The organism is Paenibacillus sp. FSL H7-0714, from assembly GCF_038003765.1.
Lineage (GTDB): Bacteria > Bacillota > Bacilli > Paenibacillales > Paenibacillaceae > Paenibacillus_AQ.
The window spans coordinates 145,690-166,359 of record NZ_JBBOPT010000001.1 but is presented as its reverse complement, the minus strand read 5'-3'; the positions used below and the strand labels follow the sequence as shown (position 1 = coordinate 166,359).

Genomic DNA, 20,670 nt, shown 5'->3' with positions numbered 1-20,670 from the left:
CCTTTTATACTAACGAAAAAATAGGAGGACGGCGCCCAATGGGGTATACCGGAGCTCCAAACTTAATCGCTATTCCGTTCCCTTTATGGGTGCGGCTATCTTCACACAGTATACCACATGTGACCGCGAGATTCTCAAGTTGAGAAAGACTCTACCACTCTACAAACAGCAACTTTTTCACATAAAAATAAAAAAGACGGGGAATTAAATTCCCGCGTCTCTGAAAAGCTTATCGATCGAACCGCCCTCAAGAATAATACGTGTAGCTTGTGCAAGCATCGGTGCCACCGATAATACCGTAAACCGACTTGAATGATCATCTGGCAGCGCAATAGAGTCCGTAATGACCACTTCCTGAACAGAGGGATGGTCAAGCCGCTGCAGCGCAGGTCCTGAGAACAATCCATGCGTTGCACAGACGATACTGTCCTTCGCACCTCTCTCTTTCAGACCCTCAACCACATTCACGATGGTAGTCCCTGTATCAATAAGGTCCTCGATAATGATCGGTGTACGTCCCTCGACATCACCAATGACATGAGTGATTACAGATTCATTATGGGCTGGACGCTTCTTGATCATAATGGCAAAAGGTGAATCCAGCTTATTTGCCAGCTTCTCAGCCATAGATGCACGTCCGGCATCCGGAGAAACAATGACCAAATCAGACATAGCCTTGGCCTTCAAATGGCTGCTGATCAAATCGAGAGCAGTCAAATGATCGACCGGAATGTTGAAAAAGCCTTGAATTGCCGCTGCATGCAAATCGATAGTAATTACACGGGTTGCGCCCGCGGTCGTAAGTACATCCGCTACCATCTTAGCCGAGATCGGTTCACGAGGTGCAGACTTACGTTCCTGTCGAGCGTATCCATAATACGGCACAATAATGTTAACTGTACGTGCTGATGCCCGTTTAGCAGCATCTATCATCACGAGCAGTTCCACGAACATCTCATTAATGGGATGGGATAGGGATTGCACCAAAAATACGTCGCAGTTCCGGATGCTCTCTTCGTAATGCACGTAAATCTCGCCGCTCATGAAACGGGTCAGCTTAATCTGCCCCAATTCAACACCAAGTCGCTCTGCAATATCTGCCGCCAGCTTTGGATTCGACGAACCGGAAAAAATACGTAATTGTTGATGATGCATAATACCCTCCTGCGGATTATAAATTATAGTTTGAACGGAACAGTGGTACGACGGCGTCCCTCAAATACAGCCAGCTCACGGAAGCCTGTGTGCCAAAGCATGCTACGTGCCTCTTGCAAGCCGTCACCAAGCTTGGCAGGGTCATGTGCATCCGAGCCGAGCGTAAGCGGTATACCGAGCTTTAAAGCCTCCTGTAGCAGATGTTCCGCCGGGAACATCTCAGCACATGGCTTGGTAAGTCCTGAAGCATTCAGCTCCATGGCGATTCCGCTATCCGCTATAACCTTTAAGGTTTCCAGCTCCAGCGTTCTCACCTCTGCTTTACCTTCTGGTGTCTGAGGACCATAGCCGAACCGTTTAATAACATCCATATGTCCTATAATATCATATAATCCTGATAACGCCGACTTCTTTACAGCATCATAATAAAGGCGATATACCTCTAGTTCATCCTTGCCTTCCCAGCCATCAACCTGTCGATAATCCGTGATATCCCACTCCCCGAGAAAATGCACAGAGCCTATCAGATAATCCCATGGGTAAGGAGATAAAATCTCACGAATTTGATCCTCGTAGCCTTCAATATAATCTGCTTCCAGCCCTACCCGCAGGTCTATGACTCCGCGGTAGCGTTCCTTCAGCGTCAGGCATTCCTCCACATAACGAGGCAGTTCAGCCATTGGCATGGCCATTTCAGGGTAATAGCTAGCAGGATCAACATGGACGAGCGGCAAGTGGTCGGATAACCCTAGCTGCTGAAGACCAAGCTGTATCCCACGCTGCACATACTCCTCAAGCTTGCCCACGGCGTGACCGCAGCGCTCATGATGCGTGTGGTAATCGATATGCATCCGTCAGTTCCCTCCCTAGTACTGGTCCCGGCGTGGGCGCTCGTGGCGGGTACTCAACTCTTCCATGATTTCATCCAGCGGAAGCTTGCGCTCCTGTAGCAGTACTAGTAAGTGATAGATCAGATCACTAACTTCAAGACGCAGCTCGGCATTATCTTTATTTTTGGCGGCAATAATCGTTTCAGAGGCTTCTTCGCCTACCTTCTTAAGGATCTTATCGACACCTTTATCGAACAAATAAGTTGTATACGCGCCTTCCGGACGCTCTACTTCCCGCTCAGCAATCACACGCTCCAGCTCACCAAGAACAGCAAAACGCTCACCATCCGTAAAGCTAGTAGCTACCGATTTCTGAGATTCCTTGGCTTGGTTATTCAAAGGAATGTCACGGAAAAAGCATGACGTAGCTCCAGTATGGCAAGCTGGTCCTTCAGGGACAACCTTCACGAGCAGTGTATCACTATCGCAATCATAGGATATGGAAGTAATCGCTTGTGTATTGCCTGAGGTTCCACCTTTGTGCCAAAGCTCGCTGCGTGAGCGGCTCCAGAACCAGGTCTGGTCACTTTCCAATGAGAGCTGCAACGATTCCGAATTCATATAAGCAACCATCAAAACTTCTAGTGTGTTAGCATCCTGCACAACGGTAGGCACCAACCCCGCTTCATTCCAGCGAATGCCGGCCAGTGCTTCTTTTTGGCTAATGGATGTATTCTTTTCTGTTTCGCTCATCGGATCTCTACCCCTTTTTGCTTCAAGTCAGCCTTTAAGTCGTTAATGGCAATCTCTTTATAGTGAAAAATGGTCGCCGCCAGTCCCGCATCGGCTTTCCCTTCCGTAAATACATCGTAAAAATGCTCCTTCTTTCCAGCGCCGCCAGAAGCAATCACAGGAATACTAAGTAAATCGCTTACTGCTGAAGTCAGCTTCAGGTCGAAGCCATCTTTCGTCCCATCTGCATCCATACTTGTGAGCAAAATTTCACCTGCACCCAGCTTTTCAGCTTCCTTGGCCCAGGTCAGAGCACGGATGCCAGTGGGCTTGCGACCACCATGTGTATACACTTCCCATTCACCAAATGCCTCGTTATATTTAGCATCTATTGCTACCACAATACATTGAGAGCCAAAACGGCGTGCACCTTCCAGAATTAACTGTGGATTAGTGATAGCAGCCGTATTAATGCCGATTTTGTCTGCACCTGCACGAAGAATCCGCTTCATATCATCAGGTGTAGAGATCCCGCCGCCCACTGTAAAAGGAATGGCGATTTCACCTGCGGTCTGCCGCACAACCTCAATCATGGTCGCCCGGCCTTCTACGGAAGCCGATATATCGAGAAACACAAGCTCATCTGCACCCTCACGGTCATACAGCGCTGCCAGCTCTACCGGATCTCCGGCATCACGCAGATTCACAAAGTTAACGCCTTTGACTACCCGTCCGTCCTTAACGTCAAGACAGGGGATGATACGTTTTGCTAACATTATTAATCCCCCTTTCCATGTGTTTGCCTAAAACATTTTGATCCCCCTAAATCCCGCTCCACTCACTCTATAATCACTATGTTCCCACGATTCTTGCTCTAGCAGGACGACGGGCTCGCGACAACCGCAAGACCACATTCATTTAGGCGATCTGTGGGCTCGCGCTCATGATATAATCGGTTCATTTAGTTGCACAATGTGCAGTTATTTGACCGTCCATCCAGCAAACTAGGCATTTAACTGCATTTCGTACAATTAAATCTGGGAATGAACTTAAATATAAGCTCAACTCTCATTTATAGCTGCACGAAATACAATTAAATTAGCAAACACGCTCATAATTGGAATAATAGTTGTATGAAGTACACTTATATCATCCCTCTGAGGAATAATGTCCGGTTCTACTAACTTAGTCGCTCGGCAGCTGGTGGCTTATAAGCCTAGTTCAGCGTTCTATTGCGCAAAATATAACAAAAACCAAAAATAAGACTTTTCACAGAGTAAGAACGAGTTAATTAGTCAGGTTCGTCAACTAACGCACATACTCAGCACTATTTCTGCCCGAGCGCCTGCAAAGCTTTGGAAAGATCAATATTGCCCGTGTACAACGCCTTGCCAACAATAGCTCCGCCCACACCGCTGCCGCTGTGTACATTCAGACGTAACAGATCATCAAGACTGGTGACTCCGCCGGAGGCGATCACCGTTTTACCGCTGATCTTCGCCATGGACACAATGCCCTCCACGTTCGGACCCTGCATCATCCCGTCGCGGGAGATGTCGGTGTAAATAAACGTCTCGGCTCCTTTTGCAGCCAGTTCCTTAGCCAGATCCTCAGCACGTACCTCAGAGGTGTTCAACCAGCCATGTGTCGCAACATAACCGTTGCGCGCATCAATGCCGATAGCTACTTTATCACCGTATTTAGCCAATACCGCTTCAGTAAAAGCATGATCGTTAATCGCAGCAGTTCCGATAATAACCCGACTAACACCAAGCCCAAGCAATTTGTCCACGTCCGCAAGATTACGAAGGCCACCGCCCACCTGAACAGGCACATTAGCATTAGCAGCAATAGCGCCGATAATCGCATCATTCACAGGATGACCTGCTTTCGCGCCATCTAAGTCCACCAGATGAATGAACTTTCCGCCCTGCTCTTCCCATGATTTTGCCACCTCCAGTGGGCTATCATTGTATATCGTTTCCTGACTGTAATCCCCCTGCTGCAGCCTGACACATTTTCCATCCCTGATATCAATCGCCGGATATACAATAAAAGAAGACATTTGGCGCTCCCCACTTTCGTTACATTATATTTATAGCGCGGCTTACGCCCGCTCTCCCTTTAATTTCAAAAAATTTCCCAGCAGCTTGATTCCCAGCTCCCCACTTTTTTCAGGATGGAACTGCATGCCGAACACATTATCTTGCCCCACAATAGCTGTGACTGGGTAACCATAATCGGTGACTGCCAGCAGATCACTCTCATTCGCTACAAGCGCGTGATAAGAGTGCACAAAGTACACATGACCCTCATCAAGATCTGCAAAAAGCGGACTTAGCGGCTGCCTAAAGCTCAGCTTGTTCCAACCCATATGCGGTACCTTATAGCCATCTCTAGGAGCGAAACGCACCACCGAGCCTGAGAGAATATCAAGTCCCTCATGGCTGCCATGCTCTTCACTGCTGCTAAACAGTAGTTGCATACCAAGACAGATTCCTAGCAGCGGCTGGGTTCCGGCAGCTACCTGTTTGACCACACGATCCAAACCACTTTCCCGCAGCTGCTCCATCGCATCGCCAAATGCACCGACACCAGGCAGAATGACACTATCAGCAGCGAGAATTTGCTCGGCTTCCCCCGTCACTACACACTCATAACCGAGACGTTCTACCGCCTTGCTCACACTGTGCAGGTTGCCCATGCCATAATCGACGATTGCAACAGTCATGCTACAGCACTCCCTTCGTAGAAGGCACACCCTTCACACGTGGATCAATCAGTGTCGCTTCATCGAGTGCCCGTCCGAGCGCCTTGAATACAGCCTCAATCATGTGATGTGTGTTAGAACCGTAGTGTACGATCACATGCAGCGTAATCCGAGCTTCCAGCGCGAACTTCCATAAGAATTCCTGAACAAGCTCCGTCGAAAAGCTGCCCACCTGCTGTGAAGGATACGTTGCGCGATATTCAAAGTGTGGGCGATTGCTGATATCGATCACAACCTGCGCCAACGCCTCATCCATCGGTACAAAAACACTCGCATAACGTTTGATTCCCTTTTTATCACCCAGTGCTTCGTGCAGCGCTTGACCTAGGCAGATCCCGATGTCTTCAACCGTGTGGTGATCATCAATTTCGATATCTCCCCGCGCCTGTACTGACAGGTCAAACTGGCCGTGCTTCGTAAATAGGTCCAGCATATGATTCAGAAATGGAACATCCGTCTCCAGCTCGGAAACTCCACTTCCATCTACGTTAAGAGACAGCTTGATATCCGTCTCGTTTGTTTTACGGCTTAATCCTGCTTGGCGCAAGGCCTGTTCATTATTGTTCTCCATATCCGTCTCCACCTTTTCCTTCGTTCTTGAGTCGAATCTCAATGGCTCGTGCGTGGCCTTCTAACCCTTCGCGACGCGCCAGCTCTATAATGGTCTTTCCATCCCGCAGGAGGGCTTCTTTACTGTAATAGATCAGACTTGATTTCTTTATAAAATCATCCACATCCACTGGCGATGAGAAGCGTGCCGTACCATTGGTCGGGATAATATGATTCGGTCCGGCAAAATAGTCGCCCACAGGCTCCGAGCTATACGCTCCCAGGAAGATCGCTCCAGCATTCTCGATGCTGCCCACAAGGCCCATTGGATCCTCGACAACGATCTCTAGATGCTCTGGTGCCAAACGATTCACTACGGAGATTCCCTCCTCCATAGATTCCACAACAATGATCGCACCGTAATTTTCTACGGATGAACGGGCGATCGCCTGTCGCGGCAGCTCCTGTAGCTGACGCTCCACTTCAGCAGCCACGCTATCCGCCAAGCTCTGCGATGGCGTGACTAGAATCGCCGAGGCCATCTCGTCATGCTCGGCCTGCGAGAGCAGATCCGCTGCGACATAGGCCGGCTCAGCGGTCTCATCTGCGAGCACGACAATTTCGCTTGGTCCCGCGATACTGTCGATGTCCACGGCACCATATACCTCGCGTTTCGCTAGCGCAACGTATATATTGCCGGGCCCACATATCTTATCTACCGGCGCTATGCTCTCCGTCCCAAAAGCCAAAGCAGCTACCGCCTGCGCTCCGCCCACACGGTAGATTTCATTCACCCCTGCTTCTGCAGCAGCAACCAGGATGTAAGGATCAATCCCTTCTTTGCCGCCGGTGGATGGCGGGGTTACCATAACGATCTCCGGCACGCCTGCGATCTGTGCAGGGATCACGTTCATCAGCACCGAGGAAGGATAAGCTGCCTTACCACCAGGAACATATACCCCTACCCGCTTCAGCGGACGAATAATCTGTCCCAGAATCGTGCCATCGGGCTGAAGATCCATCCACGAATTCCGTTTCTGTCTAGCATGAAAAGCCCGGATATTTGCTGCAGCCGCTTGAATAGCGGATACGAAAGATTCTTCTACCCGGCCATACGCCGCCTGAAGCTCTTCCGGCGTTACCCGCAGCTGATTCGGCGTGAGCGTGACCCGATCAAATTGCTCCGTGTAGCGAAGAAGCGCCGTGTCTCCTTCTTTTTTAATCGCGAATACAATTTCCTTTACCGCCTGATTTTGCTCTGGCGTTCCATACTCGACTTCTCGCTCTAGCTTAAAATCCTTGCTCGATACAACCTTCATCGCCGGTTCCTCCCTTTACCCCTTAACATCTGTCACCTACCGCAAATTTGGTTCCCCTATAACCGCCTGTAGTCGGTCACACAGCTGCTGTATCTCTTCATTTTTCATCCGATAGCTCACACGATTGGCCACAAGACGGCTCGTAATTTCGAATATGCTCTTCATTTCAATTAATCCGTTATCCCGCAGCGTTTGGCCCGTCTCTACCATATCCACGATACGATCAGCGAGACCAATCAGCGGCGCAAGCTCAATTGAACCATTCAGCTTCACGACTTCAACCTGCTGTCCCTGTTCCCGGAAATACTTTGATGCCACATTCGGATATTTCGTAGCTACACGCTGCTGAATCCCCGGCTGCCAGTTCGGCAATCCAATGATCGACATCCGGCATCGAGCGATGCCAAGATCAAGCAGCTCATATACATCACGATCTTCCTCCAGCAATACGTCCTTGCCCACGATTCCAATGTCGGCCACACCATATTCTACATATGTAGGTACATCTACTGGTTTAGCTAATATAAACTCCATGCCTGCCTCAGGCAGCGGAATAACAAGCTTGCGGGATGCCTCACCATCCGGTGGAATCGGGAGACCTGCCTGGCGGAACAGCTCAGCAGCCTTTTCATAAATCCGACCTTTTGGCATAGCGACCTTCAAAATCTGTGCCATCGTTAAGTTGCCTCCTTTTCCATTTCCATACAAAATTTATCTTAACCGCTCATTCTTGCTAGCGATATCTCAGCCATGCTCACTTACAAAAGATACAAAGGTATAGATTTCGCCGTACCGCATACCATCTGCTTCGATCGTATCCGTATCTAGACGCTTCACCGTTTCAAGCTCTTCTGGACCTGCTGCCAGTCTAGTCACTACTGCGTGCCCTTCCGACCGTAAGCGTGTTGCCTCTTCCAGACCTTCTTTTCTGCGAGTAGCATCATATTGGATCAAGATAGGCAGCTCTTCCTCTTCGCTCGATCCAGCCACACCATCGAGGATACGATTCGTTTTTAAAGAAAAACCTGTAGAAGGGATCGGACGTCCAAACTGCTGAAGGAGATTATCATATCTGCCTCCACTACATACCGGAAACCCTAATTCCGCTGCATAGCCTTCGAAAGTCATCCCTGTATAATAAGAGAAGTCCCCGATCATCGTCAGATCGATCAGCACATGCTGTGATACGCCGTAAGAGACCAGTACCTCCCACACCTTGCATAAATGATCTATCGAATAACGGGCAAGCGGATGATCGCTAAGCTCCAGCGCCTGTCCACAAATCTCCTTACCTCCACGCAAACGTAACAGTCCATCCAGTTCATTCTTCTGAGCTTCCGTCAGATCCAGCCGGCGTAAGGTCTCCCGAAAAGAGACGTAGTCACGGCCCAACAAATGGCTTTTGAGCTCCTCCTGAGCCTCCGGCAATTGTGGAAGTGCCTCTTGAAATAATCCATTCAGAAAGCCTACATGCCCCATAGCGATTTTAAAAGACTTCACACCCGCAGCCTGCAAAGATGAAATTGCGAGCGCCACTACTTCAGCATCAGCCTCAGGTGAATCGTCACCTACCAGCTCGACCCCTGTCTGGAAAAACTCCGCTTCCCGCCCTGCTTCTTCCTCAATGGCACGGAAAACATTAGCGTGATAGGACAACCGCAATGGCAATGGCTCATCCTTTAATAAAGATGCCACAACACGGGCAACCGGAGCTGTCATTTCAGAACGAAGCACTAGCGCCTGACCACGATTGTTGAGCAATTTATAAAGCTTTTGGTCGGACGTAGAGCTAGCCACGCCAACTGTATCGTAATATTCTAGCGTCGGAGTCATCATTTGCTGATAACCCCAGCGACTCATGCAATGCAGTACATCATTCTCAATTTTGCGTAATTTCGTTACGGCCCGGGGCAGATAGTCCCGAACGCCAGACGGCTTCTCAAATCCCTTTGGTTTGGACATCTTCATTGTTCACCTCGTCAGTTATCATTAGATACTGTTTATATTTACTTTACTATGGTAAAGTGGTAGCAAATTAAAGTATTTTCAATATCGTATCATGGTCACTGCTTTTTCGTCAATCTAACGGGGTAAAGCTATGACTTCAATTCTAATGCTTGTATGCTTAAAGCTTGTCTACCTAGGTTGAATTGTTCACAAAGAAAATCTAAATCAAACACTTATGTACTTCGAACCAATACTTGGGAATCCCTTTATTTTGCCTCCACGTTTATCCAATACTATAATGAGCTAATATGATTGTACTTCATAATTCTGTAATTAGTGTTCTAAAAATCTACTTACAACTAGAAAGAAGGGCTAATGCGTGACTAAATCCTATATGATTGGCGTTGATATTGGAACTACAAGTACCAAAGCAGTTCTCTTCGAGGAAAAAGGAGCCATAGCTGCACAAGCTAATGTAGGATATCCCTTACATCAGCCCTCACCCTCAATAGCGGAGCAGGACCCAGAACAAATCCTGAGTGCAGTCTTCCATACTATCTCTAAAGTTATGCGGCAAAGCGGTGTATCTGCGGATGAAATCCTATTCGTCTCCTTCAGTTCAGCCATGCACAGTGTCATTGCAGTTGATAAACTGGGTAAGGCCCTAACTGCCTGCATCACATGGGCTGATAATCGCAGTGCCGGATGCGCACTTCGTTTGAAGGATGAGCTAAACGGTCATGAATTGTATCTACGCACAGGTACACCTATACACCCAATGTCTCCGATCACCAAGCTAATGTGGCTTCGTGAAGAGCAGCCTGACGTATTCCAACAAACCTATAAATTTATTTCCATTAAAGAATACATATTCGCAAGATTGTTTGGCGAATACGTCATCGATCATTCCATTGCCTCTTCCACAGGCATGCTCAATCTAGAGAATCTAGAGTGGGATAAAGAAGCTTTAGAGATTGCTCATATTACAGCGGATCAACTCTCGCGGCTTGTTCCCACCACACAGATCATGCAAGGGCTGCTCCCTGGTCTAGCTGAGGAACTTCTGCTGCTCCCTACAACCCCATTTGTTATTGGCGCCAGTGACGGCGTCCTGTCCAATCTCGGCGTAGGTGCAATTGAACCCGGTGTAGTTGCCGCTACGATTGGTACGAGTGGAGCAATTCGTACCGTGGTGGATCACCCGCTCACCGATCCCAAAGGACGGACCTTCTGTTATAACTTAACCCCAAAACATTGGGTGATTGGAGGACCCGTCAATAATGGTGGCATGCTGTTCCGCTGGGTACGAGACGAGTTCGCGGCCTCTGAAGTTGAAACCGCCAAACGACTAGGCATTGATCCTTACGAGGTTCTGACTCGCATTGCAGAGCAAGTTCCTGCGGGAAGCGGTGGACTTTTATTCCATCCTTACTTGACTGGAGAACGAGCGCCGCTGTGGAATCCGGATGCCCGCGGCTCCTTCTTTGGCCTTTCTATGAACCACTATAAGGAGCATATGATTCGCTCAGTACTAGAGGGCGTAATCTTCAATATGTATATGGTTCTCCTTGCTATGGAAGAGCAAATCGGACGCCCAAGCAGAATCCTTGCCACTGGCGGCTTCGCCCGCTCCTCAGTATGGCGGCAGATGATGGCTGATATCTTTGATCAGGAGGTTGTCATTCCGGAGAGTATCGAGAGCTCCTGCCTCGGTGCGGTTGTACTTGGCCTTTATGCTACGGGTCGTGTAGATTCCTTTGATGTGGTGTTTGACATGATTGGTTCAACCTACAAACATGATCCATTGGATGAACATACCAAAATATACAAGCAGCTGCTGCCGATCTATATTTCTGTCTACCGTAGTCTCGAAAGCCAGTATCAAGCCATTGCAGAATTTCAGCGGGAACAAGCTGGAGAATAAGGCAAAAATAAAAAGCGTCGGTTTGCCCACATATGTGGGCAAACCGACGCTTTTATATTTCCTTGCAATAGACTATGCACTTTTTGATTCTGCTTTTGCTTTCTGTGGACCCGAGCCGAAGATGATCCAAGCCGATTTAATATATCGGAAGGCAAAGGCCACTACCACCCATGAACCTAACAACGCAAAGAGCCAACCCCCAGCAATCGCTGCGGTATATGCAAGAGAACCCCCGTGAAACGGTAATTTTCTATAGAAAAATAGCAGTAACGGATGCAGTAAATAGATTCCGAAAGAGCAAGCTCCGGCAGATAACAACAGTCTTGTAATCAGGCTTCGGCCCACTCCGTACAATAAGAAGGAGACTTGTAGCAACACCACACAAGAGAGTAGCGCATGAAGGTTAGAGAATCCCTCATACCATAAACTATTGATGACTGTTTTCTTCGTATAGTTGTTAAACCATAGCTCAACATGAACAACCCCAGCTACGATCCACAACAACCACAACGTAATCCATACCGGACCTTTACCGGCGCGCCAGCCTTCACGTGAAGGTACCAGCCATTTTTTCAAAGAAGGATAATATACTGCAATCCCAGCACCCAGCAAGAAATACGAGAAATAAGTGATTGCCAGACTCCCCTTGGACAACTGCCAATACCCGTTATTAGTCATGTATTTATTCAGAAGCACAAAACCCCATTGTAGAGCCAATCCGATTAGCGGTGCCCAAGCCGCCAGACGACGAACCTTTTGCAGACACCACAGAATGAGCGGAAACAATACGTAGAACTGAATAATGATAATAATATAATACAAATGCGTGTATGCTGTTCCTGTCCACAAATACTTCCAAAGCTTAGAAGCCATCTCCCCTGGAGGTAAACTCCATGTATGTCCCGCCGTCATTTTTAATGCAAAATACAACAGTGAAAATAGTACATAAGGCACGATAATATAAAGCAGCCTTCTACTGTAGAACTTCCCCAGCGTCTTTCCGCCCAGAGGACGATCAATATAGTTATAGAACAGCACGAGCCCACTCAAAAATATGAATGAAGGTACAGCAAACTGGCTGAATTTATTAATAAATAAGAACGGATGAAACATGTTTGTACCTAGTGTCTCCGCCAACGTTCGTGAAGTAGCATGAATAGCTAGCACTGCAAAAATAGCAATCGCTCGAAAAATATCCAGCTGCGGAATTCTTTCTTTTTTTCTCATTATCTTTCCTCCTGTTAAGCTCCGCATCAAAATGATGCCAAATCAAGTATTAACCTTCCTCATCTCCTCCGAGGCATGTCCTGACTTTACCTTCCAACTAGACTCTAGAGACCGAGGAATACTCCCCAAAAAGATCCATGACTTAGGAATTCGGCGAAAAGCAAACTGCACCATGAACCAGCTTCCTCCCAGTGCAACTACAAGTCCTCCATAGATGAAGAAAACATAAGTTAGCGACTCTAGGGGAATATGATATCGGAACCTACGATATATCGCCAGCAATAGCGGATGAATCAAATAAATTGCAAATGACAACTCACCTAAACGAGTCAAGAAAGCAACGATCACACGAGGGGCCTTACGATAAAGCAAAAATGTAGCGTACAACAGAACCAATGCCGATAACATCGTATGAACATTCCATAACAGCTCGTACCACAGCGAATCCGTCCACACCCCAAAATGGCGGGCTACATACCATAGCTGCACATGGATAAAGGCTGCAATTAACCACAAGCTAACTAATAAGGCAGTCCATCTCTTTTGCTTGTCAGCCAGCTCACTCCATGGCTTTATCAGCCACAGCTTCACCTTCTCAAAGCGAATGGCGAGATAAGCACCCATCATATAATAGGCCAGGTAGGAGATCGCCAAGCTCCCTTTTTCAACAATGTGCAGTTCGTACTTATTCCAAAAAATAAAACCCCACTGAAGCGCCAAACCCACCGGTATCGCCCATTTCATTAAGAAGCGGGAACTCTGCAGTAGCTTAAGCAGCACTGGAAAAAGCAAATAAAACTGAATGCTAATAAAGACAAAATACAAATGCGCATATGCGGAACCCGAGAATAACGCTCTAGAAAAGCTTAACAAGTTATCTCCAAGGCTCTGCATCAATCGTCCGTTCACATATAGAGTTAGTGCATAATAGCCCATAGAAGCTAGCAAATAAGGCAGTAAGATATACTTTAATCGTCGACGGTAGAAATTAATGATCAAGCTACGTGTCACAGGACGACCATAATAATTATAAAACAATACGAAGCTGCTAAGGAAAATAAATGAGGGCGTACCGAATTTAAAGAAAATGTTAATCCAGTTCAGCCAGTAATAATAAGGTGAATGCAGTGCCTGCTCTCCAGCAGCAAAAGATGAGGCATGCACATGCAGCACTCCTAATATAGCTAGAGCTCTGAAAATATCCAGCTGGGGCAGCCTTTCCTGTCTCACAGTATTCATATTAAATTCCTCTTCTCTACTATGATGGTTGTTCATAGAGACGCTAAGCGGAATGTGGAAACTGAACATACCAGGAAGTCTGCACTTGCTGAATTTACATTCTGATATTTGACGCTGAATGCCTAGCGTGGGATTTACGTGATTACTAAGGTTAATTATACCGCCTACATCCGAATAAAAAACTTAAGAAGATCTTAAAGTTTTCTTAATATGCTTCTCCAAGACGCAAGAAACCCTGCAGATCCTGCGCTAAAAAAACGCAATATGAAACTGCAGGGTTTACGAAGCATCTTTTACACTTGTTCCGAAGAATGTTCCGATGAAGCTGGGCGTAGCTCTCGCAGTGGATTGCCTCCTACAAAAGAGCCAGCCGCCACGTTCTTGTGTACTACTGATCCTGCGGCAACAACTGCCCAATCACCGATGGTTACACCAGGAAGAATCGTTGTATTCGCGCCAATCAATACATTTTCACCAATCACTACTTCTCCCAGGCGATACTCCTTGATTAAATACTCATGCGCCAGAATCGTCGTGTTATAACCGATAATAGAGTTCTCACCCACCGTTATTTTTTCCGGAAAAAATACATCCACCATCGCCATCAGACCGAAGGAGGTATGCTTGCCTACCTTCATCCCGAGAATCCGACGATAGATCCAGTTCTTTAACGGTAGAATCGGGCAATAACGGGCAATCTGAATAAAAATAAAGTTGCGGACACCCTTCCACGGGCTGACCGTACGGTAAATGTACCAAAGTGAGTTATGACCTTCTACAGGATATCGGGTTACGTTTCTCACGATTCACTCGTTCCTCGCTCCACAATTTCTATAATATCCTTCATGTTATGGATGATATAGTCGGGATCATACTTGCGGAGAGTCTCTTCGCCTTTTAAAGACCACGATACTCCAGCCGCATATACACCAGCAGCTTTTGCTGACTGAATATCAACCGTACTGTCACCCACCATAAGAGTTTTACGAGGATCAACGCCAAGGTTATTGACTGCTGTTAGAACAGGCTCTGGATGTGGCTTTGGTTCAGTAACATCGTTCACCGTCACAATCGTATCCATGTACTTTAGCAAATCAAACATCTCAAGCGATTTAATCGTTGTTGGACGAATTTTTGTAGTCACAATCCCCATTTTAATTCCACGACGTAAGAGCTCTTCCATTGTTTCATTCACTTGAGGAAAGGGACGTACTAACTCATCGTGATGTTCATAATTATAAGAACGGTAGGATTTCTCAAGCGCACCACTTACATCCTCAAGTCCAGAGAAGACTCTCATCTGTTGCTGAAGGGTTGTGCCCATATGCGGAATAATCTCTTCCCTAGTGAGTGGAGCTAGACCATTATCCTTCAGCGCGTACATAAACGAACTAATAATTAGCTCATTCGTATCGACAATCGTTCCATCTAGATCAAAAAGAACGCATTCTATCATAAGCTTTACTGCTCCTTCTTATCTCCATCCGCTGGCTGTCCTTGCTCAGGTTGAGCCCCGTGACGAGCTTTCTGCGGTGTATTTACTGCGCTTTCAGGCACTATGGTATCTGCTTTGATTGGTTTAGTACATACGATAGGATCAGAATAATGTGCTTTAGGCTCTCCGGTGACCCTACGAATAATGATAAGCAGTACAGCTGCGACGATGATCAGTAGAGCAAGCAGCTGAGAAATACGAATATTTCCATAGCTTGGATCCAAGTATCCTTGCTCAAAACCTAACCATTCCATCGGTTTCCATAATCCGTTCATAAAGGACGCCAAGCCTGCGCTTCCATTAAACGCCAAGCTGTCTGTACGTATGGCTTCAATGAAGAAACGACCGATGGAATACCATATAAAGTAAGACATGAAGATCTCACCGGCTCGTACAAACTTCTGACGACGAAGAACCATTAGTAGCGCGATACCCAGTAAGCTCCAAAGAGATTCATACAAGAAGGTCGGATGATGAAAAGCATCCCCTATGTACATTTGGTTCACAATGAAGTCCGGTAAATGCAGTTTATCCCGTAAAAAAGACTCTTCAACCACGCTGCCGTATGCCTCTTGGTTGACAAAGTTTCCCCAGCGTCCAATCATTTGACCCGCAAGTAGTCCAGGTGCACAAATATCAACGATACGCCAGAAGGGGTAGCCTTTATAGCGGAAATAAATAATTCCGCAAATAATGGCTCCAATTAACGCACCGTAAATGGCGATGCCACCATTCCAGATCTTAAAGACATCTATTAAATTATCCTTATAATCCTCCCATTTAAACGCTACAAAGTAAATCCGTGCCCCAATAATGGCCGAAGGCACACCTAGCAGCAGCATATCCATAAAGAATTCTTGTGGTATACCAAACCGTTTGCCCTCGCGGATCGCAAGAAATAACCCCGCGAGTGCACCGAAACCTAGTATTAATCCGTACCAGTGTACTTGCAGTGATCCAATTGAGAAGACAATAGGATTTAGTGCTAATGGGAACATTCTCTCACACTCCTAATCGAGATCATCCATATCTTCAGATATGGTCGCAGTTAGCTTATTCGTGAACTGCAGGGCTGCATTAAAGCCCATTTGTTTCAGGCGATAGTTCATCGCTGCAACCTCTATAATAACTGCAAGGTTACGTCCTGGGCGTACGGGAATCGTTACAAGCGGAACATCTGTGTCAATAATCCGTGTCGTTTCCTCATCAAGTCCAAGTCGATCATACTGCTTGTCTTGCTGCCAAGCTTCCAATCTAACAACAAGTGTAATCCGTTTATGATTACGAATGGCACCCGCACCAAAAAGTGTCATTACATTAATGATACCTACTCCACGGATCTCCAGTAAATGACGGATTAACTCAGGGGCTGTACCATGCAGCTGGTTATCTGAAGTCTGACGGATCTCTACGGCATCATCAGCAATCAATCGATGACCGCGTTTTACAAGTTCAAGGGCTGTTTCACTTTTACCAATCCCACTACTACCCGTAATTAGCATACCTACACCATATACATCACAAAGTACGCCATGAATAGTCGCCGTAGGAGCTAATTTTCCTTCTAGGAAGCTCGTCAAACGGCTGGAGAAAATAGTCGTAGCCATCGAGCTGCGAAGTACTGGAAGGGCCTTTTCATTACTTATGTCAATTAACTCCTGAGGCACTTCCAAACCACGTGTAATTACAATACAAGGTGTGTTATCATTGCAAATTCCACGAAGTCGGCTTTTCCGCTCAGCTTCGGGCAGCATGGAGAAAAAAGCGAGTTCTGTTTTGCCTAGCAATTGAACACGTTCTTCTGGATAATATTCAAAATAACCAGCAATCTCTAGTCCAGGGCGATTCAGGTCATCGACCGTAATGGGTCTCTTTAGACCTTCCTGGCCGGAAATAACCTCTAATTGAAAATGCTGTACCAATTCAGATACTTTTACTTTCTTAGCCATGTAATTTCGTCCTTTCGTCACCTGCGGTATTTGTCCGCTTACTGCGTCCGGTTGGCAGCGATCTCTTTACATTCCGGAGGTAATTCTCCTGCTATCTTAATTGATAACGCTTATGAATGCAATCTTAGCGCCTAACCAAACAGGGGCCATCTAAACAATAAAGCCACCCTTTCGGGTGGCTTTATCAAGAGAGAAAAGATCTTTACAATCTTATCCCAACAAAATGTTAGCTTCGGATTCTTTATCAAAGAAGTGAATTTTGTTCATATCAATAGCCAATTTAGGCTTGCTGCCTTCGCGAGTAGTGGAACGTCCATCTACACGAGCGATTACAGTAGATTTACCAAGGCCGCTCAAGTAAAGGAGCATTTCGTGACCAAGGTTTTCAGTAACATCAACCAATGAAGTGAAGATTGTGTTCGGGGAAGCTTCCAAGAATACTGGCTCTTCATGGATATCTTCTGGACGAACGCCCATGATTACTTCTTTACCGATGTAACCTTTGTTGCGGATGATTTGAGCTTTTCCGCCTGGTACTTCAACATCAAGGTTCTCAGCACGGAAACGGATAGAACCGCTCACTTCGGACAAAGTACCATTGATAAAGTTCATTGTAGGGGATCCGATAAATCCAGCTACGAACAAGTTTGTAGGTTCATTGTACAACTCTTCAGGGGAAGCTGCTTGTTGAATGATACCATCATACATAACTACGATGCGATCACCCATTGTCATAGCTTCTGTTTGGTCATGCGTTACGTAGATACAAGTAGTTTCAAGGCGCTTAACCAGTTTAGTGATTTCAGCACGCATTTGACCACGAAGTTTAGCATCCAAGTTGGAAAGAGGCTCATCCATCAAGAAGACTTGTGGATCACGTACGATAGCGCGTCCCAAAGCGACACGTTGGCGTTGACCACCGGAAAGCGCTTTTGGTTTACGATCTAGCAAATGCTCGATATCAAGAATTTTAGCAGCTTCGCGAACTTTCTTGTCGATTTCATCCTTCTTCACTTTACGAAGTTTCAAACCGAAAGCCATGTTTTGGTATACGCTCATATGCGGATACAGGGCGTAGGATTGGAATACCATCGCGATATCGCGGTCTTTAGGTGCAACGTCATTAACTACACGATCGCCAATGTACATTTTACCTTCGGAGATTTCTTCCAAACCAGCGATCATACGCAAAGTTGTGGATTTACCGCAACCGGAAGGTCCAACCAATACTAGAAATTCCTTATCTTTAATATCAAGATTGATATCGATTACTGTTGCTTTATCTGAACCCGGGTATTTTTTGAAAATATGCTCTAAACGTACGCCTGCCATTGTATTTCCCCCTCGAGTTAATTATTAATTAGTTAATATAAAAATTCTGTTTCCTTGTACATTTATATTACCCCAGTCGGGACACTATGGCTATTTGTAAGGTTCACAAAAAACCTATTTCCTTTTCGTCACTTTATACAAAAGCATAGTAAGCTTAACAATAGCAGCGTCCCCAAAGCTTCGTACATCTGCTCCGGTCTCTTGTTTTATCTTATCCAGACGGTAAAGCAGCGTATTTCGATGGATATACAACTTCTTGGCGGTTTCACTTACATTACAGTCCATCTCAAAAAAGGTCTCCAAAGTCAGCAGCATTTCTTTATCTGATAGTACAGAGGAGTAGTCACCAATTTGTCCAAGTAACTGTTTGCGGCGTACATCAGGAATGCTGTTAACCAGACGTTCCAAATGCAGTTCCCAAGGTAAATGAATATACTCTCCTACTTGAAAAATACGACCGAGTACAATCGTCTCCCTGAGCAAAGCTACAGATCCAGTCAATCCCTTAACAGGGACTATAGCCGGAGCTACTGCCAAATGGAATACCCCTACCCATTCACTAGCTATCAGCTCATGTAACCCCATACTAGTCTGTGCTAGAAGATCATCTACACTCTCTTCTTCATCATCCTTATCATCCCCGCCCGTAAGTAATTCTTTACGAGCTAAAATTAACCATTCCTTCTCTTGAAGGGGAATGAGCAGAATTTCGTTCTCAAAATAGCTACGCAGTAATTTCATCAGTGAACGATAAGAGATCTGTGGACTATGGGCAATCTCACTACTTAGGAGGAATGGAATCATATCTCCGAACAGACGTCCCTTTAGGGTGATCTCATCGGGAATTTCAGTGTCATTCTTCTCTTGCTCTAGCTCCGTGTTCAACCAAGCGCCAAGCTGCCGTGCCTCCACTTCACCTTCTTCTCTAAGCCCTGTAGCTTTAAGTGCAATAGCAAAATTTCGAACTGCATAGTTGACCAGTTGTACTTCCAGAGAGGTGAGCCCCTCCATTTCTACCCAGACAGCGGTTATACGTCCGTCACTTTCATACAAAGGTGCCCAGAGATGACCCTCATGGATTACCAGCTGATCCTGTCCTTCTAATCCCATGCTAAAAAGAGAAGCTGAATGCTGCCTCCCTAACTGCTTGATTCCGGTTCTCTTTCCGGTGAGCTGCTCTAATTTTTTCCGCAATGTCTCACTATCCATAGTCACCATGCTCCACCACTTTTGCTCTTTTCGCCTATTTTAGCATATTCTCTTATATTATGTTAATCGCTACAGTAGCGCGCTACTATAATACAACCATAAAACACAAAAAAAGCCACCACCATAAGGTGATGACTTTCTGTTTGGGATGAGCCATGAAGGACTCGAACCTTCGACACCCTGATTAAAAGTCAGGTGCTCTACCAACTGAGCTAATGGCTCATAAATGGTGGGGGATGATGGATTCGAACCACCGAACACGTACGTGAGCAGATTTACAGTCTGATGCGTTTGGCCACTTCGCTAATCCCCCAGGGAAAAGTGGCTCGAGACGGATTCGAACCGCCGACACGAGGATTTTCAGTCCTCTGCTCTACCGACTGAGCTATCGAGCCATATTAAATTGACATAAAAATAAAGTGGTAGCATTAAACTTCCCACCCTAGTCTTGTGGAAAAAATGGCGGAACCGACGAGATTCGAACTCGCGATCTCCTGCGTGACAGGCAGGCATGTTAGGCCAACTACACCACGGTTCCGCATTGATAATAATGGTGCCGGCGAGAGGACTTGAACCCCCAACCTACTGATTACAAGTCAGTTGCTCTACCAGTTGAGCTACACCGGCACGGTGTAAAAAGTAATTCTAAAAAAGTAATAATGGTGGAGGCTGAGGGGATCGAACCCCCGACCCTCTGCTTGTAAGGCAGATGCTCTCCCAGCTGAGCTAAGCCTCCAGGTATTATGGTAGCGGCGAAGGGGATCGAACCCCCGACCTCACGGGTATGAACCGTACGCTCTAGCCAGCTGAGCTACACCGCCACAATAATTAGAAATGCTATGGATTGAAAATGGCGGAGAGAGTGGGATTCGAACCCACGCACCGCTTACGCAGTCTAACCCCTTAGCAGAGGGTCCCCTTATAGCCACTTGGGTATCTCTCCAAACGATATCAGTACCACAGCAATCCAAACAGGAATTTGACTCCCTGAAA

At 46.4% G+C, this 20,670-nt stretch carries 19 protein-coding genes and 8 tRNA genes; 1 reads left to right on the top strand and 26 read right to left on the bottom strand.

Annotated elements, in window-relative coordinates:
* Window positions 1-204: 204 nt before the first annotated feature.
* The 10 genes from NST34_RS00820 to NST34_RS00775 form a co-directional block, all read right to left on the bottom strand.
* Window positions 205-1,155, bottom strand: coding sequence for a ribose-phosphate diphosphokinase (locus NST34_RS00820; RefSeq protein WP_042123288.1), 951 nt, complete (start codon window positions 1,153-1,155; stop codon window positions 205-207).
* Window positions 1,156-1,178: 23 nt separating this feature from the next.
* Window positions 1,179-2,006, bottom strand: coding sequence for a histidinol-phosphatase HisJ (hisJ, locus tag NST34_RS00815; protein WP_341126947.1), 828 nt, complete (start codon window positions 2,004-2,006; stop codon window positions 1,179-1,181).
* A gap of 15 nt (window positions 2,007-2,021) precedes the next feature.
* Window positions 2,022-2,738 carry a bifunctional phosphoribosyl-AMP cyclohydrolase/phosphoribosyl-ATP diphosphatase HisIE gene (gene hisIE, locus NST34_RS00810; protein WP_341126946.1) on the bottom strand — a complete coding sequence of 239 codons (717 nt, stop codon included), beginning with the start codon at window positions 2,736-2,738 and terminating at the stop codon, window positions 2,022-2,024.
* Entirely contained in the window at window positions 2,735-3,493 is a 759-nt protein-coding gene (gene hisF / locus NST34_RS00805; protein ID WP_042123282.1) for an imidazole glycerol phosphate synthase subunit HisF, read from the bottom strand. The genes hisIE and hisF overlap by 4 nt, the downstream gene beginning before the upstream one ends.
* Window positions 3,494-4,044: 551 nt before the next feature.
* Window positions 4,045-4,782, bottom strand: coding sequence for a 1-(5-phosphoribosyl)-5-[(5-phosphoribosylamino)methylideneamino]imidazole-4-carboxamide isomerase (hisA, locus tag NST34_RS00800; RefSeq protein ID WP_341126945.1), 738 nt, complete (start codon window positions 4,780-4,782; stop codon window positions 4,045-4,047).
* 42 nt (window positions 4,783-4,824) lie between these two features.
* Window positions 4,825-5,448 carry an imidazole glycerol phosphate synthase subunit HisH gene (gene hisH / locus NST34_RS00795; RefSeq protein WP_341126944.1) on the bottom strand — a complete coding sequence of 208 codons (624 nt, stop codon included), beginning with the start codon at window positions 5,446-5,448 and terminating at the stop codon, window positions 4,825-4,827.
* Window position 5,449: 1 nt separating this feature from the next.
* Window positions 5,450-6,058: an imidazoleglycerol-phosphate dehydratase HisB gene (gene hisB, locus NST34_RS00790; RefSeq protein ID WP_036687073.1), complete on the bottom strand. Its 609-nt coding sequence runs from the start codon at window positions 6,056-6,058 to the stop codon at window positions 5,450-5,452.
* Entirely contained in the window at window positions 6,045-7,355 is a 1,311-nt protein-coding gene (gene hisD / locus NST34_RS00785) for a histidinol dehydrogenase (RefSeq protein WP_076286830.1), read from the bottom strand. Before hisD ends, hisB begins: the two co-directional genes overlap by 14 nt.
* Window positions 7,356-7,391: 36 nt before the next feature.
* Window positions 7,392-8,030 carry an ATP phosphoribosyltransferase gene (gene hisG / locus NST34_RS00780; RefSeq protein WP_042123270.1) on the bottom strand — a complete coding sequence of 213 codons (639 nt, stop codon included), beginning with the start codon at window positions 8,028-8,030 and terminating at the stop codon, window positions 7,392-7,394.
* A 69-nt stretch (window positions 8,031-8,099) separates the two neighbouring features.
* The gene (locus NST34_RS00775) at window positions 8,100-9,317 is read right to left on the bottom strand and encodes an ATP phosphoribosyltransferase regulatory subunit (protein ID WP_341126943.1); all 1,218 of its coding nucleotides are present in this window, start codon (window positions 9,315-9,317) and stop codon (window positions 8,100-8,102) included.
* A 379-nt stretch (window positions 9,318-9,696) separates the two neighbouring features.
* Between NST34_RS00775 and gntK the strand changes: the two genes are divergently transcribed.
* On the top strand, window positions 9,697-11,226 hold the full coding sequence (gene gntK / locus NST34_RS00770) for a gluconokinase (RefSeq protein ID WP_341129491.1): 1,530 nt from the start codon (window positions 9,697-9,699) through the stop codon (window positions 11,224-11,226).
* Window positions 11,227-11,298: 72 nt separating this feature from the next.
* Here the strand turns inward: gntK and NST34_RS00765 are convergent, their stop codons facing one another.
* From NST34_RS00765 to NST34_RS00690, 16 genes are all read right to left on the bottom strand, one after another.
* Window positions 11,299-12,453: an acyltransferase gene (locus tag NST34_RS00765; protein ID WP_341126942.1), complete on the bottom strand. Its 1,155-nt coding sequence runs from the start codon at window positions 12,451-12,453 to the stop codon at window positions 11,299-11,301.
* Between the two features lie 42 nt (window positions 12,454-12,495).
* Window positions 12,496-13,692, bottom strand: a complete 1,197-nt coding sequence (locus NST34_RS00760) for an acyltransferase (protein WP_341126941.1) — start codon at window positions 13,690-13,692, stop codon at window positions 12,496-12,498.
* A gap of 293 nt (window positions 13,693-13,985) precedes the next feature.
* Window positions 13,986-14,495 (bottom strand): acyltransferase, encoded by a 510-nt coding sequence (locus NST34_RS00755; protein WP_179086715.1) that lies wholly within the window; start codon window positions 14,493-14,495, stop codon window positions 13,986-13,988.
* Window positions 14,492-15,148, bottom strand: a complete 657-nt coding sequence (gene ppaX / locus NST34_RS00750) for a pyrophosphatase PpaX (protein ID WP_076286834.1) — start codon at window positions 15,146-15,148, stop codon at window positions 14,492-14,494. The genes NST34_RS00755 and ppaX overlap by 4 nt, the downstream gene beginning before the upstream one ends.
* Window positions 15,149-15,153: 5 nt before the next feature.
* On the bottom strand, window positions 15,154-16,185 hold the full coding sequence (gene lgt / locus NST34_RS00745; protein WP_042183990.1) for a prolipoprotein diacylglyceryl transferase: 1,032 nt from the start codon (window positions 16,183-16,185) through the stop codon (window positions 15,154-15,156).
* Between the two features lie 12 nt (window positions 16,186-16,197).
* Window positions 16,198-17,136 (bottom strand): HPr(Ser) kinase/phosphatase, encoded by a 939-nt coding sequence (gene hprK, locus NST34_RS00740; protein WP_042183988.1) that lies wholly within the window; start codon window positions 17,134-17,136, stop codon window positions 16,198-16,200.
* 210 nt (window positions 17,137-17,346) lie between these two features.
* Entirely contained in the window at window positions 17,347-18,468 is a 1,122-nt protein-coding gene (locus NST34_RS00735) for an ABC transporter ATP-binding protein (RefSeq protein ID WP_042123255.1), read from the bottom strand.
* Between the two features lie 114 nt (window positions 18,469-18,582).
* Window positions 18,583-19,686 (bottom strand): PucR family transcriptional regulator, encoded by a 1,104-nt coding sequence (locus NST34_RS00730; protein WP_339302258.1) that lies wholly within the window; start codon window positions 19,684-19,686, stop codon window positions 18,583-18,585.
* Between the two features lie 140 nt (window positions 19,687-19,826).
* A tRNA-Lys gene (locus tag NST34_RS00725) sits at window positions 19,827-19,899 on the bottom strand.
* Window positions 19,900-19,904: 5 nt separating this feature from the next.
* Window positions 19,905-19,990 (bottom strand) — tRNA-Tyr (locus NST34_RS00720).
* Between the two features lie 9 nt (window positions 19,991-19,999).
* Window positions 20,000-20,072, bottom strand: a tRNA-Phe gene (locus NST34_RS00715).
* Between the two features lie 65 nt (window positions 20,073-20,137).
* Window positions 20,138-20,215, bottom strand: a tRNA-Asp gene (locus tag NST34_RS00710).
* Window positions 20,216-20,228: 13 nt separating this feature from the next.
* Window positions 20,229-20,304 (bottom strand) — tRNA-Thr (locus NST34_RS00705).
* Window positions 20,305-20,337: 33 nt separating this feature from the next.
* A tRNA-Val gene (locus tag NST34_RS00700) sits at window positions 20,338-20,413 on the bottom strand.
* A gap of 8 nt (window positions 20,414-20,421) precedes the next feature.
* Window positions 20,422-20,498, bottom strand: a tRNA-Met gene (locus NST34_RS00695).
* A gap of 30 nt (window positions 20,499-20,528) precedes the next feature.
* Window positions 20,529-20,620 (bottom strand) — tRNA-Ser (locus NST34_RS00690).
* Window positions 20,621-20,670 lie beyond the last annotated feature (50 nt).